This window comes from Vibrio tapetis subsp. quintayensis, from assembly GCF_030409945.1.
In the GTDB taxonomy this organism is placed as follows: domain Bacteria; phylum Pseudomonadota; class Gammaproteobacteria; order Enterobacterales; family Vibrionaceae; genus Vibrio; species Vibrio quintayensis.
In genome coordinates this window covers 109,527-126,746 of sequence record NZ_JAUFQV010000028.1, presented here as the reverse complement: position 1 = coordinate 126,746, position 17,220 = coordinate 109,527, and the positions used below count along the sequence as shown (strand labels likewise).

Below are 17,220 nucleotides of genomic sequence, written 5' to 3'. Positions count from 1 at the left end.
TATCTTTAAGTATAGTTTTTAAGAAGTGGAATGGTATGGCGAAAGCAAAACGCGCGTATGTTTGTAATGATTGTGGCGCGGATTTTCCCCGCTGGCAAGGTCAGTGCAATGCTTGTGGTGCATGGAATACAATTTCAGAAGTTCGTCTGGCGGCGTCGCCACAAGTGGCACGCAATGAGCGAATCTCTGGGTATGCGGGGGCAGCGACTGATTCTCAAGTTCAAGTGTTGTCTGAAATCGATTTACAAGAAGTACCGCGTTTTAGTAGCAGTTTCAAAGAGCTAGATCGAGTTCTTGGAGGCGGAATTGTGCCGGGTGCTGCGATATTGATCGGGGGAAGTCCTGGTGCGGGTAAGTCGACCCTATTATTACAGACCATGTGCCGTTTAGCCGGTGAAATGCCGACCCTGTATGTGACTGGAGAAGAGTCGTTACAGCAAGTTGCAATGCGTGCATCTCGATTAGGGCTACCTAAAGATAACTTAAAGATGTTGTCTGAAACGAATGTCGATAAGATTTGCCAGATCGCAGAGAAAGAACAGCCTCGTATTATGGTGATCGATTCAATTCAAGTCATGCACGTTGCAGATGTACAGTCCTCCCCAGGAAGTGTGGCGCAAGTGAGGGAGTCCGCTACTGCGTTAACTCGCTACGCTAAACAAAACAATGTCTCCATATTTCTTGTTGGCCATGTTACCAAAGATGGTAGCCTGGCTGGCCCTAAAGTTCTTGAGCATATTATTGACTGTTCTGTGTTATTGGATGGCAGTAATGACAGCCGATTTAGAACGCTTCGTAGCCACAAAAACCGATTTGGTGCGGTGAATGAGTTGGGTGTTTTCGCCATGACAGGGCAGGGACTTAAAGAAGTCAGTAACCCATCCGCTATCTTTTTATCCCGTGGCGAAGAAGAAACCTCTGGTAGTTCAGTCATGGTGGTGTGGGAAGGTACACGGCCATTGTTAGTCGAGATACAAGCGCTGGTGGACTATTCGCAACTGTCTAACCCGCGCCGAGTGGCTGTTGGTCTAGATCAAAACAGGTTATCGATGTTGCTTGCGGTATTGCATAAGCACGGGGGCTTACAAATGGCAGACCAAGATGTCTTTGTTAACGTGGTTGGCGGCGTAAAAGTGACGGAAACCAGTGCAGACCTAGCATTATTGGTCGCACTTCTATCCAGTTTTCGAGATCGCCCGTTACCAAAAGATGTGGTTGTATTTGGTGAAGTTGGGCTGGCTGGAGAGATCCGCCCAGTACCTAGTGGGCAAGAGCGTTTGATGGAAGCATTCAAGCATGGTTTCAAAAAAGCGATAGTGCCTGCAGCGAACATGCCAAAAGGTGGGATTGAAGGTATGCAAATTCATGGTGTTAAAAAGCTTTCTGACGCGATAGAAGCTTTTGATGAACTTTAGTGTGTTTTTTCTATTCAAACCCATAACAAAAATGGCTATAATCGGCGCAAACTTTTAACCCTAGTACGCGAGACGTAGTATCCGAGCTGAAAAATGCGCAGAGATTGTCACGTAGAGGAACTATTTTAGCTATATAGAATAGAAAACCGAACTGATCGCTACTAAAGTTTAAACACATAACTTTCCACGCTATGCGCGGCGAGTTTTTTTCTATCGAATGCACGCAATACTATTAGTCTTGACAGATTGTGGTATACTTTGCGCGCATTTTATATCCTATTAATAGAGTAAAACGATGACTGATTTATCAAAATACAGAAACATTGGTATTTTCGCGCACGTTGATGCGGGTAAAACCACGACAACTGAGCGTATCCTAAAGCTTACTGGCCAGATCCACAAAACTGGTGAAGTTCACGATGGTGAGTCAACTACTGACTTCATGGAACAGGAAGCTGAGCGCGGAATTACTATCCAATCTGCAGCGGTAAGTTGTTTCTGGAATGATCACCGTTTTAACGTTATCGATACTCCGGGACACGTTGACTTCACAGTAGAAGTTTACCGTTCTCTTAAAGTTCTTGATGGCGGCATCGGCGTATTCTGTGGTTCTGGTGGTGTTGAACCACAATCAGAAACTAACTGGCGTTACGCGAACGAATCTGAAGTTGCACGTATCATCTTCGTTAACAAACTAGACCGTATGGGCGCTGACTTCTACCGTGTTGTTAAGCAAACTAAAGACGTACTAGGTGCTAACCCACTAGTAATGGTTCTACCTATCGGTATCGAAGACGGTTTCGTTGGTGTTGTAGACCTTCTTACTCGTAAAGCTTTCGTATGGGATGACACTGGTCTTCCAGAAAACTACGAGCTTCAAGACGTTCCAGCTGACATGGTTGATCAGGTTGAAGAATACCGTGAGATGCTAGTTGAAACTGCTGTTGAGCAAGACGATGACCTAATGGAAGCTTACATGGAAGGCGAAGAGCCGACTATCGAGCAACTTAAAGCTTGTATCCGTAAAGGTACTCGCACAATGGCATTCTTCCCAGCTTACTGTGGTTCTGCGTTCAAAAACAAAGGCATGCAACTTATCCTTGATGCTGTAGTTGATTACCTGCCTTCTCCAACTGAAGTTGATCCACAACCTCTAATGGACGAAGCAGGCGAAGAAACTGGCGAGCACGCGATCGTTTCTACTGAAGAAACTTTCAAAGCGCTAGCATTCAAAATCATGGATGACCGTTTCGGTGCTCTAACGTTCGTACGTATCTACTCAGGTGTATTGAACAAGGGTGACACTATCCTTAACTCATTCACGGGTAAAACTGAGCGTGTTGGCCGTATGGTTGAGATGCAAGCAGACGACCGTAACGAACTTACTCGCGCTCAAGCGGGTGATATCATCGCTATCGTTGGTATGAAGAACGTTCAAACTGGTCACACTCTGTGTAGCCCTAAAGATTCAGTAACACTAGAGCCAATGGTTTTCCCTGTTCCTGTAATCTCAATTGCTGTTACGCCTAAAGATAAAGGCGGCTCTGAAAAAATGGGTGTTGCAATTGGTAAAATGGTTGCAGAAGATCCGTCTTTCCAAGTTGAAACTGACGAAGAAACTGGCGAAACTATCCTAAAAGGTATGGGTGAGCTTCACCTAGACATCAAAGTAGACATCCTTAAGCGTACTTACGGTGTTGACTTGACTGTTGGTGCTCCTCAAGTTGCTTACCGTGAAACTATTACTCAAGCAGTTGAAGATAGCTACACGCATAAGAAACAATCTGGTGGTTCTGGTCAGTTCGGTAAGATCGACTACACAATGAAACCAGGTGAAGTTGGTTCAGGTTTCTCGTTCAAGTCTTCTGTTGTGGGCGGTAACGTTCCTAAAGAATTCTGGCCTGCAATCGAGAAAGGCTTCAAAGGCATGATGGATACTGGTGTTCTAGCTGGTTTCCCTGTTCTTGATGTTGAAATCGAACTTTTCGATGGTGGCTTCCACGCAGTCGATTCATCTGCAGTAGCATTTGAAATCGCAGCAAAAGGCGCATTCCGTCAATCTATGCCAAAAGCTGGTGCACAACTTCTTGAGCCAATCATGGCTGTAGACGTGTTCACTCCAGACGATCACGTTGGTGATGTAATCGGTGACCTTAACCGTCGTCGTGGCATGATCAAAGACCAAATGGCTGGCGTAACTGGTGTTCGTGTTAAAGCTGACATCCCTCTTTCTGAGATGTTCGGTTACATCGGTTCTCTACGTACAATGACTTCTGGTCGTGGTCAGTTCTCTATGGAGTTCTCTCACTACGCACCATGTCCAATGAACGTAGCTGAAGAAGTTATCGCTAAAGTTAAAGAAGAAAAAGCGAACAAATAATCGCTTTCTCTAATTAACTAAAAAGCCCCGCAAGTGAAAACTTGCGGGGCTTTTGTTTTAAAGCAGGTTAAGAAAAGGCCTAAGGCCGCTACACTCGAAGGCCAAAGTCGCTTTTAAGCTCTTACTTCGTTTTTCGAACTTAGCTTTTAGTACTTAACTTTTGGTACTTATCTCTTCAAATCAATATAAATCTTTTCTACTTTTTCTCGAGCCCAATCGGTTTTACGTAGAAATTTTAGGCTTGAGTTTATGCTCGGATCACTTTTGAAACAGTTGATGTTGACCATATAACTGAGTTCTTCCCAGCCATAATGATCGACCAACTCGGTCAGTAATTTCTTTAGCGTGATCCCATGCAATGGGTTATTTTCTTGTTCCATGATAGGTGCATCTACTTTGTTTCAGATTATGGCTGTCAGTATAACACCATTACTAAATAGCAGGACTTAATCTGACGTGTACTCAGCTTCGATGATATCCAATTCTTCTCGGCCCAGCATGGTCGATTGTTCTATTTGTTGCTTGATCCAGTGACAGAATATTTTGACCTTTTCTCGCTTGAAGTAGCCCGCAGGGGCACACAAATAGTAGCTATAAGCTGGTTGAATCGCGACGTTGCCAATCCGTACTAACTTGCCCTCTTGTAAGTACCGATAGGCCAGAGAGTGTTTCACTAAAGCTACGCCTTGAAGGGACAGAGCAGCCTCTAATACGAAATGTGAGCCATTGTACTGTAAGGTGGGTTTTCCCGCTTCTAAGCCAATATTGCGCAGCCATATCCCCCAATCGATGTCGGGCCAGGTGTCTTCTATGAGATCGGCATTTGCCAAATCCGACAATTGATAGATATTATGAGCTTTTTGGTAAATAGGATGACAGACAGGATATAAAACTTCATCAGCAAGCCAGTGTGACTCAACATTGTTATAGCCACCTTTGCCGTATCGAATGCATATATCGACACTGGAATCATGAAAATTCACCAAGCGATTAGTCGGTTCAATTAGCATGGCAATGTTGGGGTGTTGAGATCGAAAATCGACGATTCTTGGCACAAGCCAATGTTGTGCGAAAGAGGGGAGGGTCGAGATTGACAGTTGATTCGGGTTCCTATCTTGATTGATCTGCCGAATTCCATCTTGCAAATGATCAAAGCCCTTTTTAGCTTGCTGAAAAAGGATTTCTCCCTCGTGAGTCAGCACTACCTTTCTGTGTTGCCGTATAAATAGCTCTGCGCCTAACCAGTCTTCTAGTTGTCGAATTTGTTGGCTGATAGCCGCAGAAGTGACAAACAGCTTCTCAGCGGCCAGTTTAAAGCTTCCTAGTTCAGCTGCTCGACAAAAATAGTAAATCCCCTGAAAAGGTGGAGTACGCTCCATCACATTAGTTTTCCTTAACTCAATGCCAATTTGTATCGTTTGAGAGATACGCTCTATTGGTTAATTATTAACCATGAGTTCGAACTAAAGCAAGGAGTACATATGGAAAACGTTATTTCTAAGTCTAACCAAGTCAGAATCAATACGAGAACATTATCAGCGATGATTAAGAATATCTTATCAATTGCTCTGACGTGGAGGAGAAATGCCAAGACCAGGCGTCACTTAGCGCAATTGCCAAGCCATCTTCTTGATGATGTGGGTATCGATAGAGTGAGTGTTCAGAAAGAAAGTAACAAACCATTTTGGAAATAAGACGATGAAAAATGCCAGATAGAGCGCTGAATTCAAGAAGAATTCAGTGCTCTTTTTTATATTGGATTTATTCTTCCCACACCACAAGTTGCCCTTTCGGCCATTGTGCACATTGATCGTGATACTTCTTCTCTAACACGTGGCGTTTAATTTTTAGTGTGGGCGTGAGGATGCCATTCTCGATACTCCAAGGGTCTTTAATCATCAAGACGCCTTTGATTTGTTCATGGGATTCAAGAGTTTCGTTCATTCTCTTGATCACTTTCTTAGTCGTACGTTCATAACGAGCGTGATCAAAGTTTGTGAATTCGTGCGGAACAACAAGCAAAACAGGCGCAGGCAAACCAGAACCTATTAAACACATCATTTCAACACGGCTGTATTCGAAAAGTTTATTCTCAATTGGTACAGGGGCGACAAACTTACCTTTTGCCGTCTTAAATGTATCTTTCTTACGGCCGAGGATAGTGAGGTAGCCATCGCTATCAATATGGCCTATATCCCCAGTGTATAACCAGCCGTCGCTATTAAAAGATTCAACGGTTGCTTCATCATTTTTGTAATAGCCAGAAAATAGACCTTGCCCGCGCACAAGAATTTCTTCATCTTCGGCGATCTTAAGTTCGATACCTGGTCCAGCGTTACCTACAGTACCAATTTTGTTCGCCTTAAATGGATAATTTAGTGTGCTGTAAGCGAAAGACTCTGTCATGCCCCAAGCTTCGGTGATGTTGATTCCGACCGAGTGATACCATTCGAGCAGTGATGGCGAAACAGGCGCAGAACCACAGCCCAAGACTCGCGCTTTATCTAAGCCAAGCCCATCAATCAGTTTCTTCTTAATGATCCCGTTGATGAAAGGGATCTTCAATAGGATATTTAATTTTCGTTGCGGTAACTTGTCTTGAATTCTTTGTTGGAACAGAGTCCATAGGCGCGGCACCGAAATAAACAGTGTAGGGCGGTGCATTTTAACGTCTTCTATAAAGGTATCCAAAGACTCAGGAAAGGCCGTTTGAACACCTCCCATAATAGATGACCCAAAAACATAGACTCGCTCAGTAATGTGAGCAAGAGGTAAATAAGAAAAGAGACGATCGCCGCCCTGAATACCTATATGGTCTATCAAGCGTTGAACTGACCAACTGAAGCCGCCATAAGTCAGCATGGCACCTTTAGGTAAGCCAGACGTACCGGATGTGTATACCAAGGACATGAGTTTGTCGTCATGGTGCTCAGGTCTAAACTCACTAGGCTGAACGTCGCTAATGAGTTCAGTGAATTGGTATTTACATGGAGGAGCACTGTCGTAGGGCAGAGCGATAGTGACTAAGTCAGGTAAGGTGCAAATAGCATCAACACTTGCTTTAGAGTCATCTAGTTTTCCAGCGATGAGAATCTTACTTTCACTGTGCGTTAAGCAGTAAGCAATGGTGTCACTTCCTGCGGTTGGGAAAATAGGCACGCTGACAAAGTCACCAAGCATGAGTGCTAAGTCCACGATAAACCACTCGGCGCAGTTTTTAGAAATCAGCGCAATTTTGTCGCCAGGTTGAGCGCCAAGATCTTGCAGAGCGGTTACTAATTTAAGCGCTTGATCTGCAACTTCTTGGAAAGTGAAGTCGATGAACTGACGATCTTTGATCTGTCGGAGGTAAACCTCATTTGGGCGTTCTTGCGCCCACTTTAAGATCATCTCATTAGGAGGAGGAAGAGAGCAGGTTGGGTTCAATGTGCTTACTGGCTGAATCATCGTGTGACTCCATGTCGTTATGATTTTGTTTTTATGTTGCTTATTTGTTAAATTTAAGTGATCCGACCATTGGTCGTCAATAGAAATTTAGTCTAAGTTGGTGAGTTTTGCTTAGAAATTAACTGTTGATACAACGAATGAGCAATCCAGTGTAATTGTAATTTGTGAGCGGTTGACTGCAATAATATGTCTGAAAACCGTAGTAATGGGTTGTTATTTTATAGATTCTATCAACTAAATTTTTTTAAAAAAACAAGTAAAACTTATGATCTAAGTATTTGTTATTAAATGTTAATGTCTCATTTAATATGAGGCAATATAAATTCCTCAACCTTAACATGAGCTGAATATGAAAACTTGTAGTGACCAATATCTCAAACTAAAGTTCTTTGGTGAACTAAGTTGCTGATATTAAAGGTTTTAATTTATGGGGGTTAGATCTCGTTTTGAGTTAAATAAAATCAAGTTAAATATTTGAAGGTACTAATATTCACTGCTAATATTAATTAACGCTGATATCTAATTGGTAGTTATATCAGTAAAATATTAAATGGAGTTAGTTATGGAAAATTTTACATGCCTATATGTTAGAGCCGCCATTTCACGTTTTGTTAAAGATGAACGAGGCGTAACCGCTATCGAATACGCTATTATTGGTGTTGCAATTGCGACAACAGTTGCTGCTGTATTTGCTGACACGGGTGGACTTAAAACGGCGTTAGACAAAGCAATGACTACTATTACCAGTAAATTATAGCTCTCGAAACGCGATTTAGTTATAAGGTATTACTTGTTATTCGCTATAGTTATATTAATTATTTGTGCAAGAATTTGCTATACAGATATTAAATTTAGAAAAATTGAGAACTGGGTACTTACATTTTTTTTAGCTGTGATATGTATCTCATCAATATTTAAATTAGGTGTCCAAGTCTCTGTTTACCAAGTGTTGTATGGGTTAGCTTTCTCAATATTTGGTATGTTCTTTCTTCATCGGGTAATAGGGTCTGGTGATATAAAGCTAATATCTATTTTCTTATTTGTTATAAACACAAATTATTATCATTTGTTTTTTTTGCTATCTCTTTTTTTTGGGGGAGCCTTAGCTATAGTCTATGTAGCATTAAATATTTGTATAGGAAAAAGTAATACCGAAGGAATACCCTATGGCATTCCCATCTCTATTAGTGGCTATTTTTTGTTGCTTGCTTCCCTTTAGTATAAAGGTCAACTATGAGATTAAAAATTTTACTTCCTGTTACTTTGATATTAACTGGAGCTGCATTGTTCAGTTTGTCAAAGTCGTATTTAAATCAGGTGAAACCAACGGTGGATCTTGTAGAAGAAAAACCACCAGTTATGGTCGAGATATTTGTAGCCAATAAAACGATGACATTCAAACATTTGGCATTGAGAAGTGACATAAAATCAATATCTGTACTCGAAAAAAATGCGTTTGAAATGGGCTATGTGCCAGTTAAGCAATTTGAATGGCAGGATGGTTTACTTGTTAAATCTGTTGTTGCCGAGGGGCAGTTTATTACTCAGGAGTTGTTTGTGTCTCCTGGTGATGATGAATACATCGATTTTATTATTGAAAAAGGTTATGTCCCATATCCAATATCGGTATCGGAAAATGCCATAGTTGGTGGGCTGATACGCAACGGAACTTTAGTAGACATCGTTGCCTTGTCTTCTGTTAATCAAAATTTAGCGAATGATGACCAAGTTGGTACATTTCAAAGTGTCTCAATATCACCCGTTTTAATGGCCGTAAAAGTTCTAAAAGTTGAGCAAGAGATCACCCCAGCGACAAAAAACACCTCAGAAAGGAAAGAAACGAGTTTGATTCTCGAGCTGACTCGAAAGCAAGTAGCCAAACTTGCTATTGCAAAAAACATCGCGCAAATCGAAGTTCATAAATCATTGGGTAGAGAACAAGCTGAGCAGCTGCACGCGGATGCGGGCGATGTGCTACCTGACTACCGAGCAATCAAAGAGTATCGCGCGGGTAAAGTGAGTATTCGATAAAATGTTTATCAAAGGGAATTTCGATGATTACAAAAATGATCAAGACGATTGCTCTAGTCATTACGCTTATTAGTAGTTGTGCGTACGCCGCGAGAATCGTGAATTTAGCAGAGGGTGATGCGACAACGATTGATGTCCCATCAGGTATTAGTTCTGTATTTATTTCCAACCCAGATATTGCTGACTATCAGGTGATCGATCAAAACAAAGTGGTGGTGTTTGGTAAGCAGATCGGCAGTGCCACCATGATGGTATTTGATGATGAAGGTAATACTCAAGTCGCTAGGAAGTTGATAGTAAACAAAAGCCTGGTTCATATTCAGCAGCAAATACAGCTTCGTTATCCAAAGGCAGATGTCAGTATCTACAATCTGGCAGAACAAGCTGTATTAAGTGGCACAGTTGCGACTCAAGAGCAGAAAGATGGCATTTACAATTTGGTTGGAGAGCTACTAGGTAAAGATGCTGAAGTAACTAATGTGGCATGGAAACTCGGTAGTGAAAGCTACAACATGGATTTTATGCAAAAAACCAAGTTTAAGGGAATAGTTAACAATATCGATGTTGTTTCTACCAAACAAGTGAATGTTAAAATATCTGTAGCAGAAGTATCCCACTCCTTTTTAGAAAACTTTGGAGTTGAAATAGGAACCACTGAGCCTGGTGTCTTTGTCGATCAACTTACCAATATAAGCGCAAGTGACATCATTTCTGTTATTACCGCATTAGGCGATGACAACGTAGGCCAAGTGTTGGCTGAACCAAACCTTTCTGTTATTTCTGGTGAAACAGCCAGCTTCCTTGTTGGTGGTGAACTGCCAGTAGTCACAATCGTAGACGGTGGGACAAACGTTCTCTACAAAGAATATGGCATTCGCTTAGAGTTAATGGCTAAAGTACTGCGTGACGACAAAATAAAACTGTCATTGATGCCAGAAGTCAGCTCCCTTGATAACCAGTACGAAAATGCCACTTACAACCTACCAGCGCTAAAGACAAGGCGAGCACGGACCACCATCGAATTAGGTGATGGGCAAAGCTTTGTTTTAGGTGGTTTGCTTAATACCGAAGACAGAGAATCATTGCGAAAAATACCCTATATCGGAGACATCCCTATTTTAGGCGCTTTGTTTCGAAAAACAGGCACCGAGCGTAAGAAAACCGAATTGGTGATTGTCGCGACGGTTAACCTTGTTGAACCTGTTAAGGCCTCTCAGATTCAATTGCCTATGATGGAAAGAACCACTAACTTGAGCCGCTTCTTTGCGATAGATACAAGTTACCCCAAGTCAGAAGAGAAATGGTTACAACAGGTATTGGCTAGCGGAGGGTTCAAGCAATGAAGCAATTTATAGTGAGTATTTTATTATTTGCAATCAGTGGCTGCGCTGACTTGGTTGAAGAACGTCAAGGTACCGCTATCGAAGTCGTGCCGATTACTTATAGCCTCCAGCTAAATATCAAAAATAATGATGTGAAAGCGGTGAAACAAAAGTTGGATGATTTTGTGGAACAGCATTGGAATATGGTTTCCAATCAATCGGTGTCGCTAACGTGGAATTCAAAAAAAGCCGAAAAGCTATCGAAAGACTATCTGCAATATCTTATTTCTTTAGGATTAGATCGGGAGAAACTCTCACTGAGTAAGCAGGAATTTAGTGCAGATGATGAGCGTGAGTTTGACATTAAGATCGACGTATTAACCCACAGTGCCGTCGTGCCCTTGTGTGATTACTATCGACTAGATCAATCTAGCCAACAACGCAACGAAGGATGTTTTGCGGAGACGAATCGTTGGATATCGATGACTAACCCTGAAAAGCCGTTAGAAGAGTAGGTGGGCTATGTTTGATTTAGTTGATGTACTAAAAAAAGGCGAAAAAAAGGCCCCTGAAGAAAAGTCAGACATTTCATCGGTACTGTTTTATCAAACAGACCAGTGTCGCTCAATGGTAAAAGAAGCGTATAAATTTGAAGGTTATGTCCCACCTACATTGAGCGAGAATACCGATGATTTGATATCTGATCATGTGCGTGGTGCAAATGTTGAAATTATCATTGTTGAGCTAAACCAAAGTCAAAATGTCACCCAAGATGCTGAGCGAATCAGCCACCTACTGCCTAATGACGCGTCTGTGGTTATTGTTGGTAGCGAAGATGCTATCTCTACCATCCGAAACCTTAAAAAGCTCGGTTTTTACTATTTGTTTTGGCCTGTAAACAAAGAAGAGATGATTGATTTTGTAAAAAGCGTTTGGGATAACCGACGCAGGGCCAACGGGATAGGCAAAAGACGTAAGGCGAAAAGAATCAGCATTATTGGCAGTAAGGGGGGAATTGGTACAACTATGATTACAGCTGAAGTTAGTTTGCTGCTTACTGCGGAAAAGCACGCTTCATGTATTGTTGTGGACAATCATTACCAAGGTGGAAATCTCGATATTATGCTAGGTATCGAGAAATTTGAAAAAATGGAAGTACGCCCCGGTTCTTTAGCGAGTAGCTTAGATAACACGTCTGCACAAAGTTTATTGAAAAAGCGCAATAGCATGTTGTCGGTGCTCGCGTTAACGTCGAATGATTTGTCTGCTCAAGATCTAAAAGAGTACACAAAATCAGTGATGGACAATGTGTCTGAAGATGCCAACTTTGTCATCGAAGATTTTTCGGCCAACGCAGCGCTGAACTTCAGTTACAGTGAAATAGTGGATGTATCTGATTGTTTGGTTATTGCCTTTACTCCGACGGTTGCTTCATTAAGAGAAGCAGCGCGGATGAAAAAGCGCTTTACCGAAATTAACGAAAAAGACTCACTAAGAATGATCTTGTTGCTTAATCACGTTCAACCAGAAGCAATGGCGACGGTCACCGTCGCGGAAGCAGAGCAGTACTTAGAATCGCCTATTGACATCAAATTACCTTACATTAAAAAACTCGACTCTCGCCTATTAGAAAATAAACGCGTCGTCACTCTCAGGGGGGCGCCAGGTCGAGAAATAAGAAAGCTAGCGTCGTTGATTTTGGGCGAAGATGGCAATGTTAAAAAGAAAGGCCTTAGTTTTTCTTTTGGTAAGGGGTAGTCCTTATGTATGGTGTAAAGGAAATATACAAAAGCTTACGGCGGCAAATCTTTGATGCATTAGAGCCTGAAGCTTTAGATAACTTATCTGACGAACAGCTAGCAGCTCAGATTAGTAAAGCTGTCAATATGCTGGTTGATAGGGAGAACCTCCCCGTTCCTGCGGTTTTAAGAAGTGATTTTGTCCGAAACTTAGTTGATGAATTGAATGGATTAGGGCCACTGCAAATCCTGATGGACGATGACTCCATCACAGATATTATGATTAATGGCCATGAACAGGTGTTCATTGAGCGAAACGGCTTAGTTGAAAAAGCTGAAATTAACTTTATCGACGAGCATCAATTGATTGAAATCGCCAAACGTATTGCCTCTCGAGTAGGGCGACGTGTCGACGAATCACAACCTATGTGTGATGCTCGTTTGGCTGATGGCAGCCGTGTCAATATTGTTATCCCTCCTATTGCTCTAGACGGCACGACCGTTTCTATTCGTAAGTTCAAAAAACACGCTATCGATTTCTCAAAGTTGGTGGACTTTGGCGCAATGAGCCCTGAAATGGCACAGCTATTAATGATTGCCGCACGTTGCCGGCTTAATATTCTAATTTCAGGCGGTACGGGTTCTGGTAAAACAACCATGCTCAATGCCTTGTCTCAGTTTATATCTGAAAAAGAACGGATTATTACCATAGAAGATGCGGCGGAACTCAAGCTTCAGCAGCCTCATGTTGTCCGGTTAGAAACCAGAACATCTGGCATTGAAAATACCGGAGCTGTTCATCAGCGGGATCTTGTTATTAACGCCTTACGTATGCGTCCCGATCGAATTATTGTTGGGGAGTGTCGTGGTAGTGAAGCCTTTGAAATGCTTCAGGCAATGAACACTGGCCACGATGGCTCTATGTCTACCTTGCATGCAAATACACCAAGGGATGCACTTGCAAGGGTTGAGGCTATGGTGATGATGGCCACCAGTAATTTACCACTAGAGGCTATTAGAAGAACGATTGTTAGCGCTGTTGACATTGTCATTCAAATTAGCCGCCTGCATGATGGCAGCCGTAAAGTAATGAGTATTACTGAGGTTGTCGGCTTGGAGGGGCAAAATGTTGTACTCGAAGAGTTATATCGTTTTAAACCAGAATACAGTAACCCCAACGCGGATAAAGTTGATGGTAACTTTGTTACCGCAGGGCTAATGAAGCGCTCTATTTTGGTTGAAAAAGCGCGCTTCTTTGGCTTAGAAGCGCAGCTAGAATCAGCTTTTCAAGTTGGATCAGCACAATGATTATTTGGATGATGCTGTTATTCGGTGCACTTGTATTTCTGATAGTGGCGCTATTCAGAAAGCCTAAACACACTTATTTGCAGGAGTTTAACAAGACAGTACGAGTGGATTCGATGACCAATGACCAAGCCATCGATTTTCAATCGTTGCTGGAAAAATCACTAATGCAAAGGCTCCTTGAACATTGGCATAATTTGTTAAATCAACTCGGTAGCATGGCGCTGTTAAAAGTGATTGGTTTTGTATTGTTGTTGTTTTTTATTGGTTCTGAGCTCAATTCAAGATTCATTCGTGGTAATGATTTGTTGATTATAGGCATTGTAGAGATCGTGGGTGTTGTTTATGGACTGTCATGGTTGAGTAATCGAGCTCAAAAACAGTTTGAAGAAGCATTTCCTGATGCATTAAATATGCTCGCCAGTGCAGTTTCCGCTGGTGAAAGTATTATGCATGCCATTATGTATGTTGGAAAGTCTCTTGATAGTGATGTGGGGGCCGAATTTAAAAAAATGGGCGAGCGACTGCAGATGGGAGAAACCCCCGATGATGTATTTCGTAAAGCTTGTGAAAGATTCCCATATCCATCCTTTCAGTTTTTTGTGATCACGTTAAGAGCGAACATGCACCGAGGTGGTCAATTAAAAGATGTTATGACTCGATTAAACAGATTGATGTTTGATGCTAGAGCTATTGAAAAGAAAAAGTATGCCTTGACCGCTGAGGCCAGAACGTCCGCAAAAATTGTCGCCGCGATCCCATTTACCTTTTTATTTATGCTTCAGTACTTAAGTCCAGAAAACTATGAATTTGTCATGTTTCACGAAGAAGGCCGACCTATTCTCTATTACATGTTGATAAGTGAGTTTATTGGCATAAGTATCATCTGGATGTTGATGAAAGGGGTTAAATAGATGAACTCAATAATCGATATGCTAGCCCGACCTGATGTTCAAGTTACGTTACTACTGTGGTTATTCGTTATCTTGATCGCTACAACTGTTTATTTTGTCGTAGAGTATTTGAGGAGAAAACGTAAATTAAGGCGATTTGGTTTAGTGACCAAGGAAACTCAAAAGCACATTCAACTTATTGATCAAACGACAGAACAATTTAATGAAATGTTCACATCATCCTCTGCTGATATGTCTGAAAAATTTGTGGCCGCTGGATTTTATGATACGCGTTATGCCGCGTTGGTGACGCCATTTAAGTATATTTTTGTTGTTATAGGTGGTCTATCGATTGGGTATTTTGGCTATATTTCAGGATGGGAATTTAAAAATTATGTCATAGCCGAATTGGTTTGGTTGGTATTACTGATTGTTTTACCTGATATTTATTTAGCTGCAAAGAAAAAAGCGTTACAAAACAAGATCTCCAGTCAACTGCCTTATCTACTAGACTTAATGGGAGTATGCGTTCAAACAGGGATGACAATCGAAGCGGCTATGGCCTACTTAGGTAAGGAAATGCAAGGTTTTGATAAGGATCTAGCTCATGTTTTGAAACGCACAAATGACAGGGCTAGGTTGGTAAGTTTAGAAGTTGCTTTGCAGGAGCTTTATCAACGAGTACCAACGTCAGAAGTAAGAAGCTTTGTGATGACCTTGAATCAGAGCCTGCAATATGGTTCTTCAATATATGACGTATTGGTTACCTTAGCGGTTGATATTAGAGAAGTGCAAATGCTTGGTTTAGAAGAAAAGATAGGCAAGCTAGCGGCAAAAATGTCGTTGCCTCTGATTATATTTATCATGTTTCCTATCGTGATTCTAATTGCGGTACCTGGAGTAATGAGGTTGATGTCTGGTGGCTAGATTAATTAAATTTTTAAGTATCATGTTGTTAGTAGGTTGCACTTCGGCACCGGCTAACCAAAGTGCTGTGGAGGAAGCTAACTTTTCATCAACTGAGCATATGTTGCTTCAAACAGATAATCACAGCAAGTTAATAGCACTTTACAAAGAGGAATTGGCGAAATCTGGTAAAACAGAGATCAGAATGAAGCTCATTAATCAGTATTTACTGGCGATGGACTATGAATCCGCTTCATTTCAACTGGCGAATCTTAGCGAGTACGAGTCTGAGGGGAGTGAAGCTTTATTCTATCAGGCAAAAGTTGATTTTTATGAACGGAAATATCGACAAGCAGAAATGAATTGTCTTGCTTCAATTCTGGTAGAGCCAGAACAATCTAGTGTTCATAACTTGCTCGGTCTTGTGTATGCGCAGACGAGTAAGACCGATGAAGCTCGTAAGCAGTTTAATTTAGCGCGACTGTATTATCACGATGATATTGTCATTAAGAACAATCTTGCCATGATCGATATTCTTGAGGGGGACTATGAGGCTGCCGTTGAAAGGCTAACGCCATTATATATCAATGAACAAGCAGACCAGCAGGTCGTTGCTAATTTGGCAATGGCACATGCTAATCTAGGGCAATTTGAACATGTAAAAATGCTACTGGAAAGTCATTACAGTACAGAGCAGATTACGATGATATATCACGGTTTACGTACGATGACTCCTGTTAACAATGTTATTTCGTTTAATGAGGAGCCCGGATGAAACGAAATAATGGCGTTGTAACCATTGAATTTGCATTAGGCTTTGGTTTTTTTTGGCTGATGGTCGTCGCTTGGGTTGAAATTAGCATGATGTCCTATGTTTCTGCTATCAGTGATTTGGCAATCTCAGAAGCTTCTAGGCAAGCCAAAAAGGAAACCAGTTCGTATATTAGTGCGTTTTACCAAGTATTAAACGAAAGTAACAGTATTTGGAAGAATTTGGTTGACGAAGAAAATTTTTCAGCCTCAGTTCGTTACGTTAATACTCTCGAAGACTTGGTCGCCGTTGCAAACACTTGCGCTGTTGCTGAAGGAAATCAGACAAATACTTGTGGTACTGAGTCAAATTCAGCCATTGCCATTTATTCGATTAGCTATAACTATCACACTGTGTTTGCTTTTTTCTTAGATACTGAGTCTGTCTTTTCTCGTGAAGTTATTGTGGTACAAGAATATGAACGCGATCAATTCCAGATATAAACAGCGCGGTACATTTATGATTGAATTTGCGATTGTCGGATTGTTCTTTAGCCTATTCTTGGTATTTTGCGGCGACATTGTGATTAAGCTTTCTACTCAAGGAAAGCTCGACCGCTTGTCATTTTCTGCAGTCAGTGTCTTAAAAGAAAGAACGCAGCTGTTTGATGCTGATTTTACGCTGACGGAAGCTGAAGCCGACTCGCTGTTTACCATCATCCAGAACTCTCTGACCAGAACCATAGGCAGTTTTGAAGCATCTCAACTGGGCGTTCGCATTGAAGAGCAGACATACGATAATGCTGATTTAGCCAATGCTTTGGCGGTTTATAACAGAGGAGCGCAACAATGCTCTGTTACTGAAACGCTCAGCGACATCGAAAGTAATTTGGCAGTGATAACAACTTGGGGACGAATGTCGAGCCTGTACCGAGTCACTATCTGCTATGAAACGGATAATTGGATCGGAGACTTGATGGATGTCGACTTTACTACCGTGTCTTCTACCTCTGTCATGGTAGGGAGGTGAGT

The 17,220-nt window shown here is 41.6% G+C and carries 18 protein-coding genes; 15 read left to right on the top strand and 3 right to left on the bottom strand.

Translation table 11 applies throughout. The features are described 5' to 3' along the window. Positions 1 to 35: 35 nt before the first annotated feature. Complete coding sequence (gene radA, locus QWZ04_RS14015) at positions 36 to 1,415, top strand: DNA repair protein RadA (protein ID WP_290328900.1); 1,380 nt, start codon at positions 36 to 38, stop codon at positions 1,413 to 1,415. A gap of 295 nt (positions 1,416 to 1,710) precedes the next feature. Continuing rightward, positions 1,711 to 3,795 (top strand): elongation factor G, encoded by a 2,085-nt coding sequence (gene fusA, locus QWZ04_RS14010; RefSeq protein WP_290328899.1) that lies wholly within the window; start codon positions 1,711 to 1,713, stop codon positions 3,793 to 3,795. A gap of 167 nt (positions 3,796 to 3,962) precedes the next feature. Here fusA and QWZ04_RS14005 read toward each other — a convergent pair whose 3' ends face one another. Both QWZ04_RS14005 and QWZ04_RS14000 read right to left on the bottom strand, forming a co-directional pair. Continuing rightward, positions 3,963 to 4,175 carry a VF530 family protein gene (locus QWZ04_RS14005; protein ID WP_102522176.1) on the bottom strand — a complete coding sequence of 71 codons (213 nt, stop codon included), beginning with the start codon at positions 4,173 to 4,175 and terminating at the stop codon, positions 3,963 to 3,965. Positions 4,176 to 4,241: 66 nt separating this feature from the next. Continuing rightward, entirely contained in the window at positions 4,242 to 5,177 is a 936-nt protein-coding gene (locus QWZ04_RS14000; RefSeq protein ID WP_290328898.1) for a LysR substrate-binding domain-containing protein, read from the bottom strand. Positions 5,178 to 5,276: 99 nt separating this feature from the next. Here QWZ04_RS14000 and QWZ04_RS13995 point away from each other — a divergent pair, with 99 nt between their 5' ends. Further along, positions 5,277 to 5,489 carry a DUF1127 domain-containing protein gene (locus QWZ04_RS13995; RefSeq protein WP_290328897.1) on the top strand — a complete coding sequence of 71 codons (213 nt, stop codon included), beginning with the start codon at positions 5,277 to 5,279 and terminating at the stop codon, positions 5,487 to 5,489. Between the two features lie 67 nt (positions 5,490 to 5,556). On the opposite strand, the gene QWZ04_RS13990 is transcribed toward QWZ04_RS13995, so the two are convergent. Continuing rightward, positions 5,557 to 7,242: an AMP-binding protein gene (locus QWZ04_RS13990; RefSeq protein ID WP_290328896.1), complete on the bottom strand. Its 1,686-nt coding sequence runs from the start codon at positions 7,240 to 7,242 to the stop codon at positions 5,557 to 5,559. Between the two features lie 562 nt (positions 7,243 to 7,804). On the opposite strand from QWZ04_RS13990, the gene QWZ04_RS13985 reads away from it, so the two are divergent. The 12 genes from QWZ04_RS13985 to tadF are packed head-to-tail and all read left to right on the top strand — an operon-like array spanning position 7,805 to position 17,218. Then, positions 7,805 to 7,999: a Flp family type IVb pilin gene (locus QWZ04_RS13985; protein WP_290328895.1), complete on the top strand. Its 195-nt coding sequence runs from the start codon at positions 7,805 to 7,807 to the stop codon at positions 7,997 to 7,999. A gap of 33 nt (positions 8,000 to 8,032) precedes the next feature. Then, positions 8,033 to 8,461, top strand: coding sequence for a prepilin peptidase (locus QWZ04_RS23495; protein ID WP_353958861.1), 429 nt, complete (start codon positions 8,033 to 8,035; stop codon positions 8,459 to 8,461). 14 nt (positions 8,462 to 8,475) lie between these two features. Continuing rightward, entirely contained in the window at positions 8,476 to 9,273 is a 798-nt protein-coding gene (cpaB, locus tag QWZ04_RS13980) for a Flp pilus assembly protein CpaB (RefSeq protein ID WP_290328894.1), read from the top strand. A 23-nt stretch (positions 9,274 to 9,296) separates the two neighbouring features. Then, positions 9,297 to 10,616, top strand: coding sequence for a type II and III secretion system protein family protein (locus QWZ04_RS13975; RefSeq protein ID WP_290328893.1), 1,320 nt, complete (start codon positions 9,297 to 9,299; stop codon positions 10,614 to 10,616). Continuing rightward, on the top strand, positions 10,613 to 11,110 hold the full coding sequence (locus QWZ04_RS13970) for a hypothetical protein (protein ID WP_290328892.1): 498 nt from the start codon (positions 10,613 to 10,615) through the stop codon (positions 11,108 to 11,110). Before QWZ04_RS13975 ends, QWZ04_RS13970 begins: the two co-directional genes overlap by 4 nt. 7 nt (positions 11,111 to 11,117) lie before the next feature. Further along, a complete protein-coding gene (locus QWZ04_RS13965) occupies positions 11,118 to 12,353 on the top strand; it encodes a CpaE/TadZ family protein (RefSeq protein WP_290328891.1) in 1,236 nt (411 codons plus the stop codon). 5 nt (positions 12,354 to 12,358) lie between these two features. Continuing rightward, positions 12,359 to 13,642 (top strand): TadA family conjugal transfer-associated ATPase, encoded by a 1,284-nt coding sequence (locus QWZ04_RS13960; protein WP_290328890.1) that lies wholly within the window; start codon positions 12,359 to 12,361, stop codon positions 13,640 to 13,642. Further along, positions 13,639 to 14,553 (top strand): type II secretion system F family protein, encoded by a 915-nt coding sequence (locus QWZ04_RS13955; protein ID WP_290328889.1) that lies wholly within the window; start codon positions 13,639 to 13,641, stop codon positions 14,551 to 14,553. The genes QWZ04_RS13960 and QWZ04_RS13955 overlap by 4 nt, the downstream gene beginning before the upstream one ends. Further along, positions 14,554 to 15,459: a type II secretion system F family protein gene (locus QWZ04_RS13950; protein WP_290328888.1), complete on the top strand. Its 906-nt coding sequence runs from the start codon at positions 14,554 to 14,556 to the stop codon at positions 15,457 to 15,459. Further along, entirely contained in the window at positions 15,452 to 16,213 is a 762-nt protein-coding gene (locus QWZ04_RS13945) for a tetratricopeptide repeat protein (protein WP_290328887.1), read from the top strand. The genes QWZ04_RS13950 and QWZ04_RS13945 overlap by 8 nt, the downstream gene beginning before the upstream one ends. Beyond that, the gene (locus QWZ04_RS13940; RefSeq protein WP_290328886.1) at positions 16,210 to 16,692 is read left to right on the top strand and encodes a TadE/TadG family type IV pilus assembly protein; all 483 of its coding nucleotides are present in this window, start codon (positions 16,210 to 16,212) and stop codon (positions 16,690 to 16,692) included. The genes QWZ04_RS13945 and QWZ04_RS13940 overlap by 4 nt, the downstream gene beginning before the upstream one ends. A gap of 16 nt (positions 16,693 to 16,708) precedes the next feature. Next, positions 16,709 to 17,218 carry a tight adherence pilus pseudopilin TadF gene (gene tadF / locus QWZ04_RS13935; RefSeq protein ID WP_435433618.1) on the top strand — a complete coding sequence of 170 codons (510 nt, stop codon included), beginning with the start codon at positions 16,709 to 16,711 and terminating at the stop codon, positions 17,216 to 17,218. Positions 17,219 to 17,220 lie beyond the last annotated feature (2 nt).